Source organism: Enterococcus sp. AZ109, assembly GCF_051714625.1.
Classification (GTDB): Bacteria; Bacillota; Bacilli; order Lactobacillales; family Enterococcaceae; genus Enterococcus_A.
Genome location: NZ_JBIOSF010000001.1, coordinates 3,037,636 through 3,058,702, shown reverse-complemented (window position 1 = coordinate 3,058,702; position 21,067 = coordinate 3,037,636). Strand labels below are relative to the sequence as shown.

The window sequence follows — 21,067 nt, the reverse complement described above, 5'->3', positions numbered from 1 at the left end:
GCAGTACCCCTTATTCTAGCTACAGAAATAGGCTGCGTCAAGAGCATGTATGTTCTTCTTTAGGCTTTTTGGATTACATTTTCTTTACAGATTTTTCTATTGCCTCAATGTAAGCCGCTTGCAATTGCTTGGTTATTGTTCCAGGTGTTCCATCACCAATATTTTTACCATCAATGCTAATAATCGGCATTACTTCTGCCACAGAGCTTGTTTTAAAACATTCATCAGCATCCGCCAAACGTTCTTTAGTGAATGGTTCCTCCACTAACTCGATGCCTAGATCTTTTGCTAATTCCCGGACTTTGATTTTAGTGATACCTGGTAAAATTAATTCACCATCTGGATGTGTATAGATAACACCATCCTTGACCATCCACAGATTAGAAGAAGATGCCTCAGTAACAAATCCGTCTCTAACCAATATCGCATCATCGTACCCATTTTCTTGTGCTTCATTTAAAGCCAAAATATTTCCTAACAGGCTGATCGATTTGATATCACAATGTAGCCAGCGCTTGTCAGGAACAAATCCACCTTTTATACCTTTGGACAATTTTTCCAGTGGACGACTTGTTTCTTGGATGTCTGCTGTCAACACAGGCATTACCTTCTGTGGCTCAGGAAACGCATGGAATCGAGGCTTGGAAGTCCCATGGGTCACTTGAAAATATAAGCGTCCATTTTTGATCCCTACTTCTTCAGCAAACTGATGCAAACGTTGACTAAACTCTTCCTTAGTAAATGGTAAGGTTAAACGAATTTTTTCTGCACATCGCCAAAATCGCTCTAAATGTTCTTCTTCCATGTATAATAAACCATCATAGATACGAATTACTTCGTAGATACCATCGCCAAATTGATAGCCACGATCTTCCGTGTCAATTTTTACTTCTGACTCATCAACAATTTTATTATTCCACAAGATTTTCATTGCTATTCCTCCATCCTTTTGATACGTATTGGTATATAAAGCGATACAAACAAAACAGTTTCTACTATTAAAATAGCCAGCATAACAAAACATTCAAAAATAGTTAATTGGCTTAAAGCAATTAAAGCAAATACAAGAGCTGCTATGACCAATAGACACACAATCATTTTCTGCAACGAGACTACTTTTGTTTTTGGGCTGACAGGATACAATTGAATAAAGCTAATGTAATCGAATTGATTGTATAAAGGAATCAACTGAAATCCAATTAAGTAAATCAACAAAGCTGCTACTCCTGTTGCAAAGAGAAAATCTTGCAGAGTAAATATCATAATTCCACCGATCGCTACCAGTCGCAAATATAACCCACTATACTCAGAACCTCTCAAAGCACGCCGCATGAACAGATAAAGATAGGTATTGGATTGTTTGAAGGTAATTCTGTTCAGCAGACCATCCAGATACTTGCGCCGCTTTACCTTCGCTTCAATTTCTGGCACATCTGTAAACAAATTAATGAATTGGTAAATGCGATACAGACGGTTTCGTTCCTTGTCGGCCATTTTTTCCCAATCCAATAAACGAGTCCCCGTCCTGGTAGCCTGATGAAAGAACAGTGTAACCAATATAGCTGCTGTCATTCCTACTATTGGTGTGGCATACAAGCAAATAACAATTGCTGCAATACTGGCTATATACCAGAACAACGTAAGTTGCTGAACTTTCTGCTTAGTTTCTTGATAACAAGCTAAACGTGCGATGGCTAAATGACTGTACTTTAATAGTCCCAACATGATGACAATCCAAATCATATTGTTGAAACCATATCCTGTACTAACAACATACAATGGCATGGATATCCCACTGATTAAGCCAATCAAAACAAAAGGAAAGATTAGCGAATAATTTAAGGACTTTTGTAGATAACCGCCCATTTGTCGTTCCTTAGGTAAAATAAAGGTAGTATCAGCAGGCTCAATTAAGGTTGCTAAGCTTCCAGCGGGCAAAATCATCAGCCACAGCATGCCCACAATCGGCAGCCCCAAAACAAAATCAGCGGGCAATGTTTTTAACAGGTTCGAATAATAAAAGCCTAAGCCGCCCACTAAAAATAAACAGACTAAGACGAAGTGATCATTTAACACATAACGCATGTACTTCGTCATCTTCTTCTGGTGGAGTCTTAGCCGTTGACTAAAAAAATTAGACATTCGCCTCAGACTCCTTTGTCAATGCAACATAAATTTCATCTAGAGAAGAACCTGGCAAATTAAATTCTTGTTGCAGCTCATTTAAGGTTCCCTGCGCCCGAACTTCACCATTGTGCAACACAACAAAGCGGTCACAATACTTTTCAGCAGTTGCTAAAATATGGGTGGACATTAAAATAGCCGCTCCCTGTTTTTTCATCGCCATCATTAGCTCCAACAAAGCGTTAATTGCCAGCGGATCTAAACCTAAAAACGGCTCATCAATAATATAAAGACTTGGTTGAATCAAGAAAGCACAAAGGACCATTACCTTTTGTTTCATTCCTTTTGAAAAATTAACTGGAAACCAATCTAAGCGATTTTCTAAACGGAAGGTTTTCAGTAGTTGGGTTGCTCGTTCCATAGCCACTTCTTTAGGAATATCGTAAGCCATCGCAGTGACTTCAATATGCTCTCTTAAAGTCAATTCTTCATACAATGAAGGTGTCTCTGGAATAAAACCGATTTTCTTGCGGTATTCTTCAGGTGCTTCAGCCAATGTTAACTGGTCAATCGTAATTTTCCCCTTTTGAGGAGTCAATAGACCTATAACATTTTTTATTGTTGTTGATTTACCGGCACCGTTAAGGCCAATCAATCCAACCATTTCACCATTTTTCACATCAAAACTAATATCTTTTAAGACAGGCAGATGTCCATAGCCGCCTGTTACTTGCTGAATGGATAAACTCATTTCATTCCCTCCAATACTTGTCCTATATTATAGCAGATGTTTAGCAAAGATTTTCGACAAAGTGTTTTCATTTTTACACGCTGCTTAAGAACAGATTAAAAAACCACTCAGCTTAGTATCAATAAAGCTAGTTCAGGAAGATGAACACCTCTAACTTTGCGGTAATAAGGTTGCCAAGTGTGGAAATTTTTACTTTCTTTATGTTCAAGAAAACTTATGGTAAAGTGAATATAAGTAAAAAACGAAAGGGTGTCTTTTATGGAAAACTGTATTTTTTGTAAAATTATTAATCAGGAAATCCCCAGCTATAAAGTGTATGAAGATGACAAAGTTTATGCCTTCTTAGATTTATCACAAGTAACAAAAGGTCATACGCTGGTTGTCCCCAAAAAACACGCTGCCGATATTTTTGAATATGATGAGGAACTGGCAGCAGATGTTTTCGCCAGAATACCAAAAATCGCTAAAGCACTAGAAAAAGCTTTTCCAGAAATGGATGGGTTAAACATCTTAAATAATAATAAAGAATTGGCTTATCAGTCTGTCTTCCATTCTCACGTTCATTTGATCCCCCGCTATGGAAAAGACGATGATTTCTCGATTCACTTTGGCGATCATTCTGAAAACTTCACAAAAGACGAAATGCAATCTATTGCTGATGCAATTAAAGAGCAGGTGAGCTAACCATGGGCTTTTTCAAAGGAATCTTAGTTGGTGCAGGACTTGGAACGGTTGGCGGACTACTCTTTGCTCCGAGAAAAGGCGAAGAAACTAGAGAAAAGCTAGTGAATGATGTCCGGGATATTGTCCAATTAACCGACGAATTGAATGATAGCCTAACTGAATTTCGCGAGTCATTAGTAGAATTAAAAGAAAACGTCAACACAATAGTTCCAGAGTTCAAGGCAGGTTTGGAAAGTGATATTGAAGATTTCAAGTTCCAAGCCGAACCACGAATTCAGCAAATCCAAGAACAAGTTGAGCTCATTCAAAGCCATTTACCTGAGGATTTTCAAACAGCCAGCGAGCAGACAGGCCGCTTCATCTTAAAGCGACCTGCAACTTTCAAATAACCAATCGGCCGTGAATTTAATATGTCGCGGCCTTTATTTTATGCCTTTATTGTGAATTTTTAGAGAAACTATCTTTAAAAGCCTTTATTTTACAATTTTAAGTGTGGTATAGTGTTTGAGGAGCAATAATACGCAAATAACTTAATACAGGAGTGTAACTTAGCATGAAGAAAAAAATCGTTTTAGCTACTGCTGGACTATTAAGCGTCCTAGTCTTAGGAGCATGTTCAGGTGGTAACAGTCAAGAAATCGCAACAATGAAAGGCGGTAAATTGACGGTTGAAGATTTTTACGAAGAAGCGAAGAAAGAACAAACTAACCAGCAACTGGTACGTAATTTAATTATCTACGATGTCTTTGAAAATGCCTATGGAGACAAAGTTACAGATAAACAAATTGATGCTGAATATAACAAACAAGCGAAGCAACTAGGTGACAGCTTCGAAAGTCAATTACAAGCAGCAGGCTATACTAAGTCTTCTTACAAAGAATATTTAAAGACTTCATTAGCTTTCCAAGAAGGAATCAAAAGCCACGTCAAGTTAACAGATGCTGATAAAAAAGCAGCTTGGGATTCTTTCCATCCTGAAGTTGAAGCCCGAATTATCTTAGCAAGCAGCGAAGATGAAGCAAATGAAATCAAAAAACAACTAGATGACGGTGGAGACTTTGCCGAAATCGCAAAAGAAAAATCACAAGATGCAACAACTAAAGAAGACGGTGGAGAAATCAAGTTCGATTCTCAATCTGACAGTGTACCAACAGAAGTGAAAGAAGCAGCTTTTGCATTGAAGGACGGCGAAGTTTCTGATGTTGTTTCAGCAATGGATGCTTCTACTTATCAAACAACCTACTACATTGTTCAAATGGAAAAAAATACACCTAAAGGCAATGACATGAGCAAATACGAAAAAGAGATCAACCAAATTGCTGAAGATAACCAAATTGCTGATCAAGCATTCACTTCAAAAGTAATTGGTGAAGAATTGAAAAAAGCTAATGTGAAAATCAAAGATGAAGCTTTTGACAATATTTTGTCTGACTTCTTAGCTACAACTGATTCTACTGGAACTTCTGCTACAGATGAATCTGAAAGTGATTCAGAAACGGCAACTGAAGAATCTAGCCAAGCTTCCAGTCAATCTTCAACTGAAGAATCTCAAAGCAGTACAGATGCATCTAACTAAATAGCTTTCTTTAGGGAATTCCAATTGGAGTTCCCTTTTTTTCGTTATTCATGCTACAATAAAGTATCAATTACTTTTAACAGATAGGTGGATAGTCATGAAAGAATTTCCTTCTAAAGAAGCAGAAAAAGATTACTATGAACACGAAGCTTCTGAAGCCGAGTTTTTAGCCTGGTATAAAGAACAAGATCATCCCCAGTATGAAAAGCCTTCAGTAACAGTGGACATTGTTGTCATGGGATACAACAAGGAAGAAGACCAGCTGAAAATCCTTTTGATTCAACGTCGCGGCAATCCCTATCGTAATTCCTGGGCTTTGCCTGGTGGTTTTGTTCAAAGCAACGAATCGACTAATGATAGTGTTCGCCGGGAGACGATGGAAGAAACAGGCTTAACAATTGGACGAAAAAATGTTGAACAACTACATACCTTCAGCACACCAAATCGGGATCCCCGGGGATGGGTTATTACCGTAAGCTATATTGCTTTTATTGGTCAAATTCCGCCAAGAGCTGGTGATGATACCCAAGATGCTCGCTGGTTCAATATGGAACGTCATGAAGATACTATTTTATTAACTAGTGATGATATTTCAATTGAAATTGATTTGGAAACAGGTAAATCAATTGGTAAAGATACCTTAGCCTTTGACCACAATGAAATTATTCGCAAAGCATTTAACCGAGTAGTAAATAAGATGGACCATGAGCCATTGATTCTTCAAGTATTAGGTGATGAATTTACCATTACTGAAGCCCGAAAAGTCTTTGCTAAATTCCTAGGAATTGACTTTAAAACAGTCGATCATTCGAATTTTAAGAAAGCAATGCTGCAATATTTTGATGAAATCGGCGAACGTCCGGTTGGTATTGGACGACCTTCGAAGATTTATCGCTTGAAAGATGAATTAGGCGAAAAAAAATAGAGCATACATTTTTAACGTGTGCTCCTAAGGTTGTGACAGAAGTGTTCAGCTCCGAGAAATGAGCCAAAAGAGCTGCTTCAGTTACACCGATTATACGGTTTTCAATGGCTGTGACAGAAAACGTCACAGCCGCTTTTTTTATTTGATTAAAAGGATCAATTGATGTAATGCACGGGTACAACAAGTATAAAGCAGATTACTTTTTTGTTGGAGTTGATTGGCATCTATATCTGGTAGAATAACTGTGTCAAACTCTAATCCTTTAGCGTATTGAATGGTTGTTAAAACGATATCGTTCTGAATTATTTTCGTGTCCTTCCTTATGATAGATACTGGAATCTGAAGTTCAGTTTTAATTCGTTCCACCTCCTGACGATTCTGACAAATAATTCCACAGGTTTTATACGGACCTTCCTTAAAATTTTCTAGCTGCTTGCTCAATTGTGTGATTTGATCTAGTTCATCTTTAAATGGTTGAATTAGAACTGGCTCTCCATGGCGTTTGACTGCAGTAAGGGCTTGATTGTGGGAAAATTGCTTGGCAAATGCCACTATTTCATAGCTAGAGCGGTAGCTTTGATTAAATTCCACTAATCGATTGTTAGGCAAAATATTTTGGAGTCCTTCTAAAAAGTCAGGTTGATTGTCAATAATGGCTTGTTGGATATCCCCGCAAATGGTTTTTTCTCTAGGAAATAATTCTTGCAAAACAAAAAAGTGTAACAAGGAATAATCCTGCATTTCATCGATCACTAAGTGCTGAATGTTTCGATTTGGCTTGATTCCTTCAAGTTTCAATTTGAAGTACAGATAAGGAAACAGATCGCTATTTTCTAGAAAGTTCCGCCGATTTTCTCCGTGGTAAATTTCAGGTAAGATTTTTAAAAAAGTTAGATAAGCCCCAAAACTGTCTTTTTCTCCTACTCGCAATTTCAGTTTTTCCACAATCGTTTTTTTATGGACCAACTTCAGTTCGGCAGCTAGTTCACCGCTCACACGAGTGATCAGCTGGAACAGTGGCAATTGAACGTTAGAAAAGTGTTTCTTCAGCTTAACTTTCGAAATAACAATTTCTTGGGATATTTTTAAGTCTTCAGCGAATAGTTGTTGTCGCAGTTTTTCTACATAAGCCTCCAGATTTTCCAGAAATTTTGATGATCGTTTGTACAAAAAGCGTTGGCTGATAGTTGACTGAGGATTTTCCAGCAGTTCAGCGAGCTCATCTTGGCGATCATTCACTGCTATTGTTTCTTCAATAAAGCTTCGTCCCACCGTAGTGATGTCTCTTTGCTGTAATTCGTTCTCCCCTAATTCTGGCAAAACGGTAGCGATATAGCTGGAAAACAAGTGATTGGGAGAAATAATTAAAATATTCTCAGCAGCTAAACTTTCTCTTCTTTGGTAGAGCAGGTAAGCCATGCGGTGTAGTGCAATAGATGTTTTACCAGAACCGGCCACCCCTTGGATAATTAAATTCTTTGTTTTATTATCTCTTATTACCTCGTTTTGCTCTTTTTGAATGGTTTGAATGATGGTCTTCATTTCGTAGGAAGAAGTACTTTTTCCTAGCTCTTGCAGAAGAAAGTCATCATTTACCGTATCTTCGGTATCCACCATCAGTTTTATTTGCCCTTTTTCAATATCAAATTGACGTTTTTCCAATAGTTCACCATGATATTTTCGACCAAAAGATTCATAGTAGGCTTTGCCTAGATGGAAATCATAATACAAAGAAGAAATTGGTGCTCGCCAATCGTAAATCAGTTGCTCCCCAAATTCATCTGCCAGACCATAACGACCGATGTAAAATGGCTCCTGCTCTTTTTCACCTTCGTAGCAAAAACCTACTTTCGCAAAATAAGGAACTTCTCGTTGATAGTTTAGTTTCCCGACAATCCCTGATTCTAGAACATTCCGTCGGTCGATGTAATTCATGGTCTGCTGAAAATTGTAGACTTCATATTTATCTAGCTCTGCCTTGTAGTCCACCGTATACTTTTTTAGTTCCTTATAATCAACTTCACTGGAATCAATCGTTTCCTCGAGTTTATCGATTTTTCCCACAATTTTTTCGATGACCCTGTTTAGATAAGCTATTTCATCCATATGATCGTCCTCCATACATAATTAGACAATTAGTATAACGGACAGTGAAACCTTGGTGGTTAAGTGGAGGGTTGGAGCAATGTAAAAAAGGCGGAGAAATTTTCTCCAGCCTTCATCATTTCATTATTAGTTGAAACTGTTTAGTTAAGATTAGAACTTGGTTTTCTAAAACCTCGATGCGCTGTTTCAACGCATCTAGTTGGGGGGTATCCTCAAGAATAGTTGATTGCTTGGAAGGTGAATAGAGTTTTGGCAGTCCCGTTTTTTTGTATTGCTCGATCAAAAAAGGAATCTTTTGATTGTCGATTTTTACTTGGGTCAGCTCCGAGAATTCGCCATCTTCATTCACCCGTCGAGTTACCAAAGTCTCCATCCCTTCGAAACAATTTTCAGCGGTGACATAGCCTCTATCAGTTTTCTTAATAGCACCAATTTCTCGCAGCCAACCATAGAAAGTATTTTGGTTTAGGCCATATTCTTTTCTTACTTCATGCAACTTCATGTTAATCACGCTCCTTTTCTATTTAAAGATACGCAATTAGCCCTTTATATTTTTCAGTATTTCCTGATATTTTTTGGTGGCTAATTCACTAGGCTGTCCTTTTTTGCAAAATTCTAGTTTAGCAAGCTTTCGGTTCACTCGTTCTACTACGATCTGATCATTAATGGTTCGGCCTTTTAACGCTTGAAATGCCTCTAAAAAGCGCACATCTTTTCGTGCATAGTCATAAAAGGATAAAACATAGACATAATGGAACAAATTATAATCCATCAGCGGATATTCTAGCTGCATAAACAACGTCCCTATTCCATAATGGCAAGGGCCAATTGGTGCTTTAGTTTCCCAGTGATGCAATAAAAAATCAATCGCTTGATTTAAGCTTGGATCACCAAAATATTTAGTAAATCGAAATAAGTTCAACCCATTTAAAGTTGGCAGTGGATTGGCGTGCTCCGTCTCTGGACCTTTGCCAAAATAGAATTTTTTGCACCACCAACCGCCGTCTGAATAACGTGAGTCTAAAAGATGCCGCAAAGTTATTTGCAGCCGTTCATCCTCCAAGTAACCTAAACGGATCAGCAAGGTTGCCGCCGGAATCGTTTGACAAGGAAATGACGGACCTTTCGGATAAAGCTTGAACTCCCCCGTTTCTTTCCAAGAATCCCACAAAAGTTCGGCAACCTTTTGCAAAATTGGATCTTGTGGTGAAACACCTAGCTCCAGCAAATAATTCGCTGAAGCAATACATGAAAAGGCTCCGCCGTTTGTTAGTCTGCGATCTTCTGTTGTCCAGTAATCCCATTTTTGATCATATCGATGGCTCATGATTGTCTCAATGTCCTTTTGGTAATTCATCATTTTCCTCCGATCCTTTCTTTTTATTGTATCAATTTTTTTGATCTGAATCATTGAAATTTAGGCGAAGTAGTAGTCTATAAAAAATACCCCTCCGCTTAATTACGAAGAGGTATTACGTTTAACTAATTTCAGTTTTTTTCATTTGTTTGCTGCGCAGCTGTCCGCACGCCGCATCGATATCGGTGCCGTGTTCTCTACGGATCACACAGTTCACGCCGTTTTTCTTTAATACATCATAAAAACGTAGAACGGCTGCTTTAGAGCTGCGGGAATATTGGTCATGCTCGCTGACTGGATTATACGGAATCAGGTTCACGTAAGTTAGTTTCTTTTTATCTTTCAATAAAGTCGCTAACTCTTTGGCATGCTCAGGCTGGTCGTTGACGCCGGCAAGCATAATGTATTCAAAGGTAATCCGACGATTTGTAGTTTCTAAGTAATAGTCCACGGCTTCCATTAATTTTTCAATCGGGAAGCTGCGGTTAATACGCATAATGGATGAACGAACGTCATTATTTGACGCATGCAAGGAAATCGCTAAATTCACCTGCAAGCCATTTTCGGCATATTTCTTGATCTTAGGTACTAAACCACTAGTGGAAACAGTGATGTGGCGGGCGCCGATTGCTAATCCCTTTGCGTCGTTGATCACATGGATGAAGTCCATCACATTGTCATAATTGTCAAAAGGTTCGCCAATTCCCATTACCACTACGTGAGACACTCGTTCGTCTTCGCCACGTTCGTCAAAATAGTGCTGAACCAACATGATTTGAGCAACGATTTCGCCAGCAGTTAGATCCCGCTGCTTCTTCAACAGGCCTGAGGCACAGAAAGTACAGCCGATATTACAACCAACTTGAGTAGTAACACATACAGATAAGCCATATTCCTGACGCATTAATACCGTTTCGATCATGTTTTTATCTGGCAGTTCGAACAAGTATTTAACCGTGCCGTCACTTGATTCTTGAACGACTTTTTGTTCCAGTGGGTTGATGCAGAAGTTTTCTTCCAATAGTTCTAGGGTCTTTTTAGAAAGATTGCTCATTTGTTCAAATTCGCTAACTCGTTTTTGATACAGCCATTCCCAAATTTGAGTCGCCCGGAATTTCTTTTCACCATGCTCTACTAGCCATTGTGTTAAATTATCTTTGGTTAAGTCATAAATCGATGGTTTCAATTGATTATCTCCTATTTTAAACGTATTCATTTAAGGTTAGTGCCTTAAATGCTCGCTTCATACTATAACTGATTCAAAAAATGAAAGCAATCGACTTTGTAAAAAATCAACAAAAAGACTATCAAAGATAGCTTGTTTACAAGTGTATGGGAGATTTTTGTTTGTTGGCTAAAGCATGTACCAAAGCAAGTAGACTATTTTGTTAATCTTTTAAATCATCTGGCATTAGCAATAAAGCCGCTGCAGCCGCTCCCTCATCATCGTCTCCTTCATAAGAGCCAATCACATCTTTACCAAACAGTCCAGTTCCTTTGTAGATTTTACCATCTTTACAGGTGCCCACGGCCTCTTTACCGAATAGCCCAGTTCCCTTGTAAATCTTTTGATCTTTAAATTGACCGATATGATCCTTGCCGATTAATCCACTGCCAGTATAAATTTTGCCATCCTTATAAGAACCTACCAAATTTTTCCCGAGAATTCCTGTACCCTCATATACTTTTCCATCATCAAATACGCCAATTGCATCTTTACCGAATAGTCCCGTTCCTTGATAAATTTTTGCCATCTATCTTTCCTCCCAAGTAGTTCTTTAAAGCTAGTATAGCATTCTTCATTATTTAAAAAAAAGAAGACCCTCTGTGCTCGACTCCAAAAAAACGAGAAGTCATACAAACCTCTCGTTCAAGTGATTTCGATTCAATTATTTGGTAATTCCCAAGACAACCGGCGTGGAACGATAGCCGATGCCCATCCGATCAATTCCCATATCAATCAATTGAAGAAAATGTTCCCGGGTTCGAATGCAGCCACTGCCTTTGATTTTCACTAGACCATCCGCAACCTCTAACATGATTTTGATAATTTCTGGTGTCGCACCATGAGCTTCATGCCCCGTTAAAAATCCAGTGCTGGTTTTCAAGAAATCGGCACCTGCTTCAATTGCACATTCACTAGCTTTTTTCACTTGTTCTATCGTTAAAGCATCAGTTTCGAAAATTACTTTTACAAGTACATCATACTTGTGACAAATGTCGACGACGGCTTTGATATCTTTAGTTACATCCTCCCATTTTCCACTGCAGATCCAACCGAAGTTAGCTACGATATCCAGTTCAGCTACATCCCCACGTTTGCAATAGAGTTCCGCTTGCGCAACTTTGGATTCGGTAGTGCTGGCTCCAAAAGGAAAATCACAAACAACACAAATGTCTGTTTCAGTGCCGTTGGTTAATTCTGCTGCAATATCCAAAGAAGACGGGTTGATACATACGGTTTTGCAATGATACTCAATACCTTCTTGGATGTACTGACGAATTTCTGCTTCAGTAAATTCTGGCTTTAAAACGGACTGATCGATGTAGCTGCCTAATTCCTCAACACTCATTTCACTAGCTTTTTTTAAAGATTTCATCAGGTACAACTCCTCTCAACGTTAACGCTTTCAATATCAATTATAAAGAATAACTTTCTAAAACGCAAAAAAGCATAAGTCATAATCTCATGCTTTTCTACGTATTATACGTTGTCCATTGGATTTTCAATCTCTTCGTTGTCTTTTTCCATATAAACCTCACGGGGCTTACTACCGACAGACGGACCAATAACGCCTTTTTCTTCCAACTCATCGACAATTCTAGCCGCTCGATTATAGCCAATACGGAAACGACGCTGCAGCAAGGAGATGCTGGCGGTTTGCATTTCGACTACTAAAGCTTTTGCCTCTTCGTACAATTCGTCTTGTGGAACATCTGATGGGGAAGAAGTGGTATCTTCCTCCGTTGGCATCATTTTTTCTTCATAATGGGCTTCTTGCTGATCAGAAACATATTTCACAATTTCTTCCACCTCGTGGTCAGATATAAACGCCCCTTGAACCCGAATAGGCTTGTTTTCACCCATCGGCAGAAACAGCATATCCCCACGGCCTAATAATTTTTCAGCTCCATTGCTGTCAATAATTGTTCGAGAATCGGTCCCACTAGAAACAGCAAAAGCGATACGTGAAGGTACATTAGCCTTGATAATTCCAGTAATAACATCAACACTTGGACGTTGCGTCGCTAAAATCATATGAATCCCAGCTGCCCGTGCCATTTGCGCTAAGCGAGTGATTGCATCTTCCACTTCGTTACTAGCAACCATCATCAAGTCAGCTAATTCATCCACGATTACAACAATGAATGGTAAAATCGGGCGGTTTTGTCCATCTTCCAAATTTTTCTGAATCACTAATTCGTTAAATCCAGTAATGTTGCGAACACCGGTAGCTGCGAATTTTTCATAGCGTTCTTCCATTTCCTGCACTACTTTATGTAATGCTTGTGAAGCTTTACGTGGATTCGTCACAACTGGTGTTAGTAAGTGAGGAATACCATTGTAAACATTCAATTCTACCATCTTCGGGTCAATCATCATTAGTTTTACTTCATTAGGTTTCGCCCGCATGAGAATACTAGTGATGATCCCATTAATTGCGACTGATTTCCCACTACCTGTTGATCCAGCAATCAGTAAATGCGGCATCTTTGATAAATCAGCCGTTCGTACCAAACCAGAGATATCGCGACCTAAAGGTACTTCCAGCAGTTTTTCAGGGTGATGAGGCTGTGATTCAATAATATCTCGGAAAGAAACGGTGCTGATTGTACTGTTAGGTACTTCAATTCCTATCAAGGATTTCCCAGGAATCGGTGCTTCCATCCGCACATCTTTCGCAGCTAATGCTAAGGCAATATCATCGGTCAAATTAACAATTTTGCTGACTTTAACACCCACTGCTGGCTGGATTTCGAACTTCGTTACTGATGGCCCCAAACTAGCTTTCACTACTTTAGCCTCTACCCCAAAGCTATCAAACGTTTTTTCTAATATTTTAATGTTGTTTTCGATCTTTTTGTACTCATCGCTTTGGTCTGTAGCTGGAATGGAGTCCAACAAGGTCGACGGCGGCAATTGATAATCATGGTCTTCTGGCTCTGCGCTGATTTCAAATTCGAGATCACCAGTATCAGACTCTTCGTCTTCAACAGGTGGCTGTTGTTTAGCCACGGTCTTTGGTTCAGCGTTAGCTTGATAGGCTTCGATAGGAACCAGAGTCATTTGCTCGGGTTCTTGGTCAAGGTCTTCTTGATTCTCCTTAGCTAATTTTTCGCCAGGCGTTAGTGGACGAACTTGATTTCTTTCTCTCTCCGCCTGTCTCTCTTTGGCTGCCGCTGCTTTTTCAGCTTTCTGCTGAGCTTTAGCTTCTTGACGTTCTTTGCGCTTGGCGTCTCGTTCCGCTTTTTTTTCATCTGATTCCGTAAAGCGTTGCTGAAGATTATCTAATGATTGGTTTAGAAAATCAGAAACTTGCGCAAATTCCATCATGCTAAACAAGTAAATACCAAAAACTAGCAATAATGCCGCAATAATATAGCTGCCCACTTGTGAAACAAGAAAATGGGTTAAGCTATAGATGACACCCCCTAGCATGCCTCCAGCGACATTTTGAGAAATCTGATTTCCTAAAAAATCTGTCATTAGTAATTCCCAAGTGATTTTCAATACATTTGGGTTCTGGCTTTGAACATTGGCAAACAATCGTGCATGTAAAATGACTAGACACCCAATATAAAAAACACCAATACCAGCCCAACGTCTGCCTTTAGTAATTTTTAGTTTCGTATTTTTAATGACCAAAAGCAGTCCGTAAATTCCTAACAATAAAGCTAAAAATGGATAAGTGTTCCCGCCAACCATACGAAGGACATTGGCGATCAAATTACCCAAAAACCCTAGGCCGAACAAAGCAAAAACGGCAAACAGGATAAAAATAAGGCCAATAATAATGACTAATCGTTGTTCCTGTAGTTGTTTTTGTTTTTTTGTCGTCTTCTTCTTTTTCTTTGTACGCTTTTTCTGCGCCATTTTATCCCTCTTTTCACTTGTTCCATTATACAAAAAAAAAGAGGCGAACAAAAGTTTTGTTTGCCTCTTTTTGCTACTTCTTCAACTTTTCACTTCAAACGGACAAAATGAGTCCCCTTACTTTAAAAAGTGATTAGAAAAACTGTGAACTATTCTTCAGGAATCTCCCAGGCTGTACCAAACCATTTTTCAGAGATTTCAGCGTAACGACCATCTTCTTCTAGTTTTTCAAAGCCCTGATTTAGTTTTTCTACCAATGCTTCATCACCCTTGCGCGCACCTACAGCAAAACTGTCACCTTGGAAGCCAGGATTAAACAGGTTAAACTCATCCAGCTTGTCATTTTGTTTTAAATAATACTCTGCGTAAATAACGGAAACTAAAATACCATCTAATCGACCATTTTCAAGATCCATAAAAGCCTCATTAAAACTAGCGTACTGCACAGCATCCTCATCTTGAACTAAGTCCTTCAGATACTCAGGATTCTTCAGGAAAGATTCATAACTAGAAGAGCTTTCTTGTGTACCCAAAATTTTATCTTTCATTTGTTCCCGCTCCGTAATACCACTGTCCTTACGAGTCAAAACGATATGTTCATTTTTAGCATAAGGTTTAGTGAACAACACTTTTTCCTCCCGGGCTTTTGTCACAGAGTAGCCGTTCCAAATTAGATCGATTGTTCCATTGTCCAGCTCATTTTCCTTCATGGACCAATCAATGGCTTGAAAAGTCGGCTCAATACCATAATCATCACAAATCGCCTTGGCTAAATCAATGTCAAAGCCCACCGTTTCACCATCATCGTCTTTAAAACCCAATGGTACAAAGGTATCATCCAAACCAATTGTAATTTTTTTTGATTCTTCAATTTTCTGCCAGCTGTCGTCACCGCTTGCTTCCTTTTCACCACATGCTGATAGTCCAAATAACATAACCATACCAACTAATCCCACTATCCATCTTTTCATCTGATATTTCCCCCATTTTTGTTTTATTGTATAAAAAATAGGCGAACACCATCTGCTCGCCTATATTCTACTATTCTTCAGGAATACTCCATTCTTCACCAAACCATTTTTGTGAAATTTCTCCGTACTTCCCATTTTCTTGCAAAGTATCGAAGGCTTCATTGATTTTGTTAACCAATTCAGTGTCGTCTTTGCGTGCGCCGACTGCGAAGTTTTCATTGTTGAAACCAGCATTGAAGACTGTAAAATCATCGGTTTTACCAGCTTGCTTCAAGTAATATTCCGCATAAACCTTATCGATTAACAGGCCATCAATCCGACCGCTTTCCAAGTCGATGAAGGCTTCATTGAAACTAGCATATAAGGTGGCATCTTGGTCGGTTACTAAGTCTTTCATTTTTTCAGGCTCGTTATTGAAGGCTTCGTAACCAGAAGATCCTTCTTGCGCACCTAAAATTTTGTCTTTCAAATCTTCATTTTTAGTAATCCCACTATCGTTTTTAGCTACAATCATTTGCTCGTTTTGTGCGTAAGGTTTTGTGAAGGCGACCTTTTCTTCCCGAGCTTTTGTCATTGTGTAACCGTTCCAGATTAGGTCGATCGTGCCGTTATCTAATTCATTTTCCTTCATAGACCAATCAATTGGTTGGAATGTGGGTTCAACATCATATTGCTCAAAGACTGCTTTTGCAAGGTCAATATCAAAGCCAACGATTTCGCCGTCTTCGTCTTTGAAGCCCATCGGTACAAAGGTATCATCCAAGCCGATAGTGATTTTCTTTGATTCTTCTACTTTTTGCCATGTGTTTTCATCTGAGGTTGCATCGTCATTATTGCCGCCGCAAGCACCCAAGGCTGCTACACTTACTAACGCAACTGCTCCTAATACAAACTTCTTCAATTTCATGTTTTTTCCCCCTACAATAAGTAAATTTATATTATGGTATTTCTTATTAACTAATTGGTTCGACTTTCAATAGTTTGTCTGCGATATTTTCAGCGAAAACTAAATCGTGGGTAACGACGATTTGAGTAACGCCATCTTCTTTTAACTCTAAGATCAAACTTTCTACTTGCTGACGTAGTGCAGGATCTAATGCACTAGTTGGTTCATCGTAAGCCAAGACTTTTGGTCCCATTGCCATTGCCCGAGCAATAGCTAAACGTTGTTTTTGTCCCCCAGACAATTGGAAAGGATAACTGTTTAACAACTCTTCAATTCCTAACAAACTAGCTAAGTTTTGCGCTTTTTTCGTGTATATGTCCTTTTCTTCTTTTAAGACAAGTCTGGGACCAATGGTGATATTGTCCATCACATTTAAGTGAGGAAATAGCTGGAAGTCTTGAAATACTACACCAACAACTTGCTCTTGGTGTTTATCCGCAGCGGGATCAAACGGTTCACCATCTAGTAAAAATGTGCCGCTATCCGCCTTTTCTAATCCGGCTAGCGTTCGCAGCAAAGTGGTTTTCCCTCCACCAGAAGGTCCAACAATTGCTAGTATTTGACCATCGGGGATTATTAAATCGAGATTATTGATAACTTTTTTAGTGCCAAAAGATTTATTGACATTTTTTAATTCAATCATGAGGCTGCTCCTTCTTTACGAAAATTTCTAACGATAGTAGTTCAGACGATTTTCCAAGTATTTCATAAGTACTGTGGCAATACCGGTCATCACAAGATAGATCAGGGCTACTCCTAGTAGTGGCAGCAAGGTTGTATCCCGCTCCATTGCGATCTTCCCTACTCGCATAACATCTGATAGACCTAAGATGTATACTAAAGATGTGTCTTTAATAAGATTAATAACTTCGTTTCCGACAGAAGGTAACACAATTTTGACTACCTGCGGAATGATAATTCGTGTAATTGTTTGAAAAGGTGTTAGACCTAACACGCGAGACGCTTCATATTGTCCTAGTGGAATTGATTGAATCCCACCGCGGAAGATTTCTGCGTAGTAAGCGGCATAGTTTAAAACAAAAGCAAAAAGTGCTGCTTCAAAACGATCAAATACAATCCCAGCTAAAGGTAAGCCGTAAAAAACAAAAATCAATTGCAGCAGCAGAGGAGTTCCCCGCATGATCCAAACATAAAGCTGTAAAACCCATTGGATCGGTTTAAAACGACTGGATAAACCAAAGGAAAGTAAAATTCCCAAAGGTAGTGAGCCAATAATCGTATATAAAAATAATTTCACCGTAGTACTGGCACCAGTTAATAATTGCGGCATAACATCAACTAAATAATTCATTCTTTCTGTTCCTCCCTAAATTAAGAAAGGCTTCGCAAACTCGCTCAGCTTTGGAGCATTAAGACTAAAATTGAGATAAACTGCTCCTCAAGTTTCTCTCAATTTTCGCTTAATACCGACAAAGCTAGTTTGTGAAGCCGGACACCACTAGAAATGGTTTCATCAGCTTTCTAATTGTGAATATCCTATACTTTCTTTAAAAATTAAAAAAGGTCCCCTGGCTGCTTGGCCAGAGGACGTCATTGGACGTGGTTCCACCTCTTATTTGCCTTTTCTTTGCAGAAAAAGCCTCAATGGGTCATTGTCCAGTGTTGATGAAAATAAAAAAAATCCTTTAGTCATATTGACTAAAGGACGTAAATTACGCGGTTCCACCTTTTTTCATTGCTGTTTCACAACAAGCAATCTCCACTGGTCTATCTGACCACAGCTGTAACGGGCCTGCCCGGACTAACCTACTCTTTTCAGTTAGTCGACTCAAAGATGTGTTTCACAACTAATCACTGTCTCTTTCCACCTGCCAGAGACTCTCTAAAAGTAATTTACCTGCTACTCTTCTTTTCATTGTCGATTGATTAAGTTGTTATTACTTTACACCGCGTCAAAGGGTTTGTCAACCAGAAAATTTCATCGTTTTCTAATTTTCAGTTAGAAGCCTGGGTAACAAATTGAAACTTCGACCAAGGGCGTAAAAACTCCAACAAAATCAGTTCTTCTTTAGGGATTTTACCTACTAAATTTTTCCGCTCATCCGCATGAGGCTCCAAGATAATCTGCAGCTCGTTTTTGTACTTGCCAAATTTGTCATTGCCAATAACAACATCGCCTATTTGGAACTCTTGCTCATTATCATGGGGTGGATTTTCTACATTGCTATAATTGACACGTACTTGAGTTGACCGTACCATCGATGCAGTGATATCCCCACGACGGAAGTGCTTATCATAAGCTAAAATTTGGCTTTCGACTTCAGTAATTTCTGAAACTAGATCAACACTCAAGCTTAGCTTGTAACGATCAACAGCGGCAACTTTTTCCAGCTCTTCATCCGAAGCATAAGCATTCCCGATAATGACAGTATCAATTAAGCCAGTTGCAAACATATGGCGAGCTTGCAAGTCAATTGGCAGATGGCGATGCATTTCTAAAGTTGGTAAGCCATCGTTCACATTCCATGGACCATATTGGGCAGAATGACTCGTCACAAAGGCAGCTGTTTTGATCCCCTGACGTTTAAACCGTTCACTGCAGGATATGAAAAAATCGTAGGGCAAAGCCGAGCCGCTTTGTGGGTAAAAATTATGACAACCATACAAGAATGGTGTGTTGGCTTCATAGGATAAAATGTTTTCTAAGTAAGCCACATTATTGCTCATATTCAATTCAATCGCCAAACCTTGGGGGTTAAACGTTAACATCGCCTCTTTATTGCCATCGAAACCTTCATCTAAACGTATGCCGTCCGCTCCCAACTCGGCAAAAAACCTCAAATCATCATAGGAAATTTCTAGCTCATCGAAAATCGATGGTGCGATATCTAAAATGGTCTCAAAGCCTAATTCCTTGGCATAGCCAATAATGCCTTGGAACTTTTCCCGAACTTTGTCTTTGCCGTCGGTTACCTCTAGCATACTCATGAAAATCCGAGTATATCCTAAATCAGCAGCTTTCTTCAAATAGCGTCGATCCTCGTGAGGATCACTATGGTCAGGATAAATCGATACTCCTAGTTCTCGTTTCATGTTTGCCTCCCTGTAATTTACCTTAATCCGTTTTGTTCGGCCACTTCTTTGAACCAGTGACCGGATTTTTTGACAGTTTTAACTTGGGTATGGATATTGTTGGAAATGAACCCGTAGCGATTTTTGTACGCATTTAACCATGACCAGCAATCAATTGGCGTCCACATGTGGTAGCCAAAGCAGTTTGAGCCTTCTTCGATCCCTTGATGCAGCCATTCTAAATGCTCCTGTACAAAATCGATCCGGTAATCATCCTCAATCATGCCGTCACCGTTTTTAAAACGGTCTTCGTTAGAAACACCCATACCGTTTTCAGATACATACCACGGAATATTTTTGTAATTCTCTTTAATATTGATAGCAATGTCATACAGTGCTTTAGGATAAATTTCCCAGCCACGGTCTAAATTCACACGACGTCCGGGCATGTCATAGGCATCATAGTAACGATCTGGCATCCATGAGCCTACCGAATTTGGCGCCACATCTGGAGCCTTCACTCGATTTGGATGGTAGAAATTCACGCCGAGGAAATCAATTGTGTTTTCCTTCAGGATGGCTTTTTCTTCATCATTCGTTTCCCAAAGCACTTTATCACGAGCCAACAGCTCTTCCAATTCTGCTGGAAAATGACCATAAATCGCTGGTTCTAGGAACATTTTATTGTTCCATAATTCGGCAATGCGAGCAGCTTCTTGGTCTTCTTCATTATCAGAAGCGGCATAAGTAGGAGTTAGATTAAGAATTGTACCGATTTGGGCACCTTCGATTTTCAGTTCACGAAAGGCTTTGATTGCTTTAGCAGAAGCTAAGTTCAAATTATAAGCTACTTGAACCGCTTTTTTCCCATCGACAATATTGGGATAATGAAATTGGAATAGATACTCGCCTTCTACTACTACCATTGGTTCGTTGTGAGTCGTCCAATACTTCACCCGGTCTCCAAACAATTCAAAGCAACGCTTAGCAAAGCCGACAAATAGATCGACAACTTTTTTCGACTCCCAACCACCATAGTTATCAAACAGTTCAACTGGTAAATCGAAATGATGCAAATTCATTACCGGGGTCATGCCCTCAGCTAGCATCGTATCGATCACATCATTGTAAAATCGCACAGCATCTTCATTGACAGTATTTGTTTCCAGATCGTTAATAAGACGGCTCCATTGAATACTAGTACGCATGCTATTCATGCCAATCGAACGCATCATTTGAATATCTTCTTTGTAGCTGTTGTAGAAATTAGAGGCCGTATCAGGTCCTACTTGGTTGTAAAATACTTCAGGCTCGATTTCATAATGGTAATCAAATACATTAGCATGTTTTTTATTAAAGCGTCCTTCACTTTGAGGACCTGATGTGGCAGCGCCCCACCAAAAATTTGCTGGAAATTGTTTCATAGGTAAATGTCTCCTGACTTGTTTGAAAGATTTGTTGTTCGACTTGTATTATACTTTTTTACTTGCTAGTGTAGA

20 protein-coding genes and 1 other annotated feature are annotated in these 21,067 nt (G+C 39.1%); of the genes, 4 read left to right on the top strand and 16 right to left on the bottom strand.

Annotation, left to right across the window (positions count from 1 at the left end; all coding sequences use genetic code 11):
• Positions 1-73: 73 nt before the first annotated feature.
• Genes dat through IGI42_RS15060 form a run of 3 tightly spaced genes read right to left on the bottom strand, consistent with a single transcriptional unit; the run spans position 74 to position 2,875 of the window.
• Positions 74-931 carry a D-amino-acid transaminase gene (gene dat, locus IGI42_RS15070; protein ID WP_438716689.1) on the bottom strand — a complete coding sequence of 286 codons (858 nt, stop codon included), beginning with the start codon at positions 929-931 and terminating at the stop codon, positions 74-76.
• A 2-nt stretch (positions 932-933) separates the two neighbouring features.
• Positions 934-2,142, bottom strand: a complete 1,209-nt coding sequence (locus IGI42_RS15065) for an ABC transporter permease (protein ID WP_438716688.1) — start codon at positions 2,140-2,142, stop codon at positions 934-936.
• Positions 2,135-2,875 (bottom strand): ABC transporter ATP-binding protein, encoded by a 741-nt coding sequence (locus IGI42_RS15060; protein WP_438716687.1) that lies wholly within the window; start codon positions 2,873-2,875, stop codon positions 2,135-2,137. Before IGI42_RS15060 ends, IGI42_RS15065 begins: the two co-directional genes overlap by 8 nt.
• Before the next feature lie 258 nt (positions 2,876-3,133).
• On the opposite strand from IGI42_RS15060, the gene IGI42_RS15055 reads away from it, so the two are divergent.
• The 4 genes from IGI42_RS15055 (at position 3,134) to IGI42_RS15040 (ending at position 6,060) form a co-directional block, all read left to right on the top strand.
• The gene (locus IGI42_RS15055; RefSeq protein WP_438716685.1) at positions 3,134-3,559 is read left to right on the top strand and encodes an HIT family protein; all 426 of its coding nucleotides are present in this window, start codon (positions 3,134-3,136) and stop codon (positions 3,557-3,559) included.
• 2 nt (positions 3,560-3,561) lie between these two features.
• Entirely contained in the window at positions 3,562-3,948 is a 387-nt protein-coding gene (locus IGI42_RS15050) for a YtxH domain-containing protein (protein ID WP_438716684.1), read from the top strand.
• Positions 3,949-4,112: 164 nt separating this feature from the next.
• A complete protein-coding gene (locus tag IGI42_RS15045) occupies positions 4,113-5,135 on the top strand; it encodes a peptidylprolyl isomerase (RefSeq protein ID WP_438716683.1) in 1,023 nt (340 codons plus the stop codon).
• A gap of 97 nt (positions 5,136-5,232) precedes the next feature.
• A complete protein-coding gene (locus tag IGI42_RS15040) occupies positions 5,233-6,060 on the top strand; it encodes an NUDIX hydrolase (RefSeq protein ID WP_438716682.1) in 828 nt (275 codons plus the stop codon).
• Positions 6,061-6,198: 138 nt separating this feature from the next.
• Here the strand turns inward: IGI42_RS15040 and IGI42_RS15035 are convergent, their stop codons facing one another.
• The 13 genes from IGI42_RS15035 to IGI42_RS14975 all read right to left on the bottom strand — a co-directional run bounded on the left by IGI42_RS15035 (position 6,199) and on the right by IGI42_RS14975 (position 20,992).
• Positions 6,199-8,166, bottom strand: coding sequence for a HelD family protein (locus IGI42_RS15035; RefSeq protein WP_438716681.1), 1,968 nt, complete (start codon positions 8,164-8,166; stop codon positions 6,199-6,201).
• Positions 8,167-8,281: 115 nt separating this feature from the next.
• Positions 8,282-8,668: a hypothetical protein gene (locus IGI42_RS15030; protein ID WP_438716680.1), complete on the bottom strand. Its 387-nt coding sequence runs from the start codon at positions 8,666-8,668 to the stop codon at positions 8,282-8,284.
• Between the two features lie 36 nt (positions 8,669-8,704).
• Positions 8,705-9,523 carry a prenyltransferase gene (locus IGI42_RS15025; protein ID WP_438716678.1) on the bottom strand — a complete coding sequence of 273 codons (819 nt, stop codon included), beginning with the start codon at positions 9,521-9,523 and terminating at the stop codon, positions 8,705-8,707.
• Positions 9,524-9,644: 121 nt separating this feature from the next.
• The gene (gene rlmN, locus IGI42_RS15020) at positions 9,645-10,709 is read right to left on the bottom strand and encodes a 23S rRNA (adenine(2503)-C(2))-methyltransferase RlmN (protein WP_438716676.1); all 1,065 of its coding nucleotides are present in this window, start codon (positions 10,707-10,709) and stop codon (positions 9,645-9,647) included.
• A gap of 202 nt (positions 10,710-10,911) precedes the next feature.
• Positions 10,912-11,277, bottom strand: coding sequence for a hypothetical protein (locus tag IGI42_RS15015; protein ID WP_438716675.1), 366 nt, complete (start codon positions 11,275-11,277; stop codon positions 10,912-10,914).
• A 135-nt stretch (positions 11,278-11,412) separates the two neighbouring features.
• On the bottom strand, positions 11,413-12,123 hold the full coding sequence (gene deoC / locus IGI42_RS15010; RefSeq protein ID WP_438716674.1) for a deoxyribose-phosphate aldolase: 711 nt from the start codon (positions 12,121-12,123) through the stop codon (positions 11,413-11,415).
• Between the two features lie 104 nt (positions 12,124-12,227).
• Positions 12,228-14,618, bottom strand: coding sequence for a DNA translocase FtsK (locus IGI42_RS15005; protein WP_438716673.1), 2,391 nt, complete (start codon positions 14,616-14,618; stop codon positions 12,228-12,230).
• A gap of 149 nt (positions 14,619-14,767) precedes the next feature.
• Positions 14,768-15,589, bottom strand: coding sequence for a transporter substrate-binding domain-containing protein (locus IGI42_RS15000; protein WP_438716672.1), 822 nt, complete (start codon positions 15,587-15,589; stop codon positions 14,768-14,770).
• Between the two features lie 70 nt (positions 15,590-15,659).
• Positions 15,660-16,496, bottom strand: coding sequence for an amino acid ABC transporter substrate-binding protein (locus tag IGI42_RS14995; protein ID WP_438716671.1), 837 nt, complete (start codon positions 16,494-16,496; stop codon positions 15,660-15,662).
• A gap of 46 nt (positions 16,497-16,542) precedes the next feature.
• Positions 16,543-17,178 carry an amino acid ABC transporter ATP-binding protein gene (locus IGI42_RS14990; RefSeq protein ID WP_438716670.1) on the bottom strand — a complete coding sequence of 212 codons (636 nt, stop codon included), beginning with the start codon at positions 17,176-17,178 and terminating at the stop codon, positions 16,543-16,545.
• 27 nt (positions 17,179-17,205) lie between these two features.
• Positions 17,206-17,847 (bottom strand): amino acid ABC transporter permease, encoded by a 642-nt coding sequence (locus IGI42_RS14985; protein WP_438716669.1) that lies wholly within the window; start codon positions 17,845-17,847, stop codon positions 17,206-17,208.
• Positions 17,848-18,194: 347 nt separating this feature from the next.
• Positions 18,195-18,421, bottom strand: a binding site (T-box leader).
• A 70-nt stretch (positions 18,422-18,491) separates the two neighbouring features.
• Complete coding sequence (locus tag IGI42_RS14980; protein ID WP_438716668.1) at positions 18,492-19,589, bottom strand: DUF871 domain-containing protein; 1,098 nt, start codon at positions 19,587-19,589, stop codon at positions 18,492-18,494.
• A gap of 17 nt (positions 19,590-19,606) precedes the next feature.
• Positions 19,607-20,992: a glycoside hydrolase family 1 protein gene (locus IGI42_RS14975; protein ID WP_438716667.1), complete on the bottom strand. Its 1,386-nt coding sequence runs from the start codon at positions 20,990-20,992 to the stop codon at positions 19,607-19,609.
• Positions 20,993-21,067: the final 75 nt, after the last annotated feature.

Coding starts and splice junctions, on each gene's coding strand:
- IGI42_RS15045 (WP_438716683.1), top strand. CDS start 4,113: ATGAAGAAAAAAATCGTTTTAGCTACTGCTGGACTATTAAGCGTCCTA.
- deoC (WP_438716674.1), bottom strand. CDS start 12,123: ATGAAATCTTTAAAAAAAGCTAGTGAAATGAGTGTTGAGGAATTAGGC.
- IGI42_RS14990 (WP_438716670.1), bottom strand. CDS start 17,178: ATGATTGAATTAAAAAATGTCAATAAATCTTTTGGCACTAAAAAAGTT.
- IGI42_RS15015 (WP_438716675.1), bottom strand. CDS start 11,277: ATGGCAAAAATTTATCAAGGAACGGGACTATTCGGTAAAGATGCAATT.
- IGI42_RS14980 (WP_438716668.1), bottom strand. CDS start 19,589: ATGAAACGAGAACTAGGAGTATCGATTTATCCTGACCATAGTGATCCT.
- IGI42_RS15030 (WP_438716680.1), bottom strand. CDS start 8,668: ATGAAGTTGCATGAAGTAAGAAAAGAATATGGCCTAAACCAAAATACT.
- IGI42_RS15005 (WP_438716673.1), bottom strand. CDS start 14,618: ATGGCGCAGAAAAAGCGTACAAAGAAAAAGAAGAAGACGACAAAAAAA.
- IGI42_RS15000 (WP_438716672.1), bottom strand. CDS start 15,589: ATGAAAAGATGGATAGTGGGATTAGTTGGTATGGTTATGTTATTTGGA.
- IGI42_RS14975 (WP_438716667.1), bottom strand. CDS start 20,992: ATGAAACAATTTCCAGCAAATTTTTGGTGGGGCGCTGCCACATCAGGT.
- IGI42_RS15055 (WP_438716685.1), top strand. CDS start 3,134: ATGGAAAACTGTATTTTTTGTAAAATTATTAATCAGGAAATCCCCAGC.
- IGI42_RS15060 (WP_438716687.1), bottom strand. CDS start 2,875: ATGAGTTTATCCATTCAGCAAGTAACAGGCGGCTATGGACATCTGCCT.
- IGI42_RS14995 (WP_438716671.1), bottom strand. CDS start 16,496: ATGAAATTGAAGAAGTTTGTATTAGGAGCAGTTGCGTTAGTAAGTGTA.
- IGI42_RS15050 (WP_438716684.1), top strand. CDS start 3,562: ATGGGCTTTTTCAAAGGAATCTTAGTTGGTGCAGGACTTGGAACGGTT.
- IGI42_RS15025 (WP_438716678.1), bottom strand. CDS start 9,523: ATGAATTACCAAAAGGACATTGAGACAATCATGAGCCATCGATATGAT.
- IGI42_RS15040 (WP_438716682.1), top strand. CDS start 5,233: ATGAAAGAATTTCCTTCTAAAGAAGCAGAAAAAGATTACTATGAACAC.
- IGI42_RS15065 (WP_438716688.1), bottom strand. CDS start 2,142: ATGTCTAATTTTTTTAGTCAACGGCTAAGACTCCACCAGAAGAAGATG.
- dat (WP_438716689.1), bottom strand. CDS start 931: ATGAAAATCTTGTGGAATAATAAAATTGTTGATGAGTCAGAAGTAAAA.
- IGI42_RS14985 (WP_438716669.1), bottom strand. CDS start 17,847: ATGAATTATTTAGTTGATGTTATGCCGCAATTATTAACTGGTGCCAGT.
- IGI42_RS15035 (WP_438716681.1), bottom strand. CDS start 8,166: ATGGATGAAATAGCTTATCTAAACAGGGTCATCGAAAAAATTGTGGGA.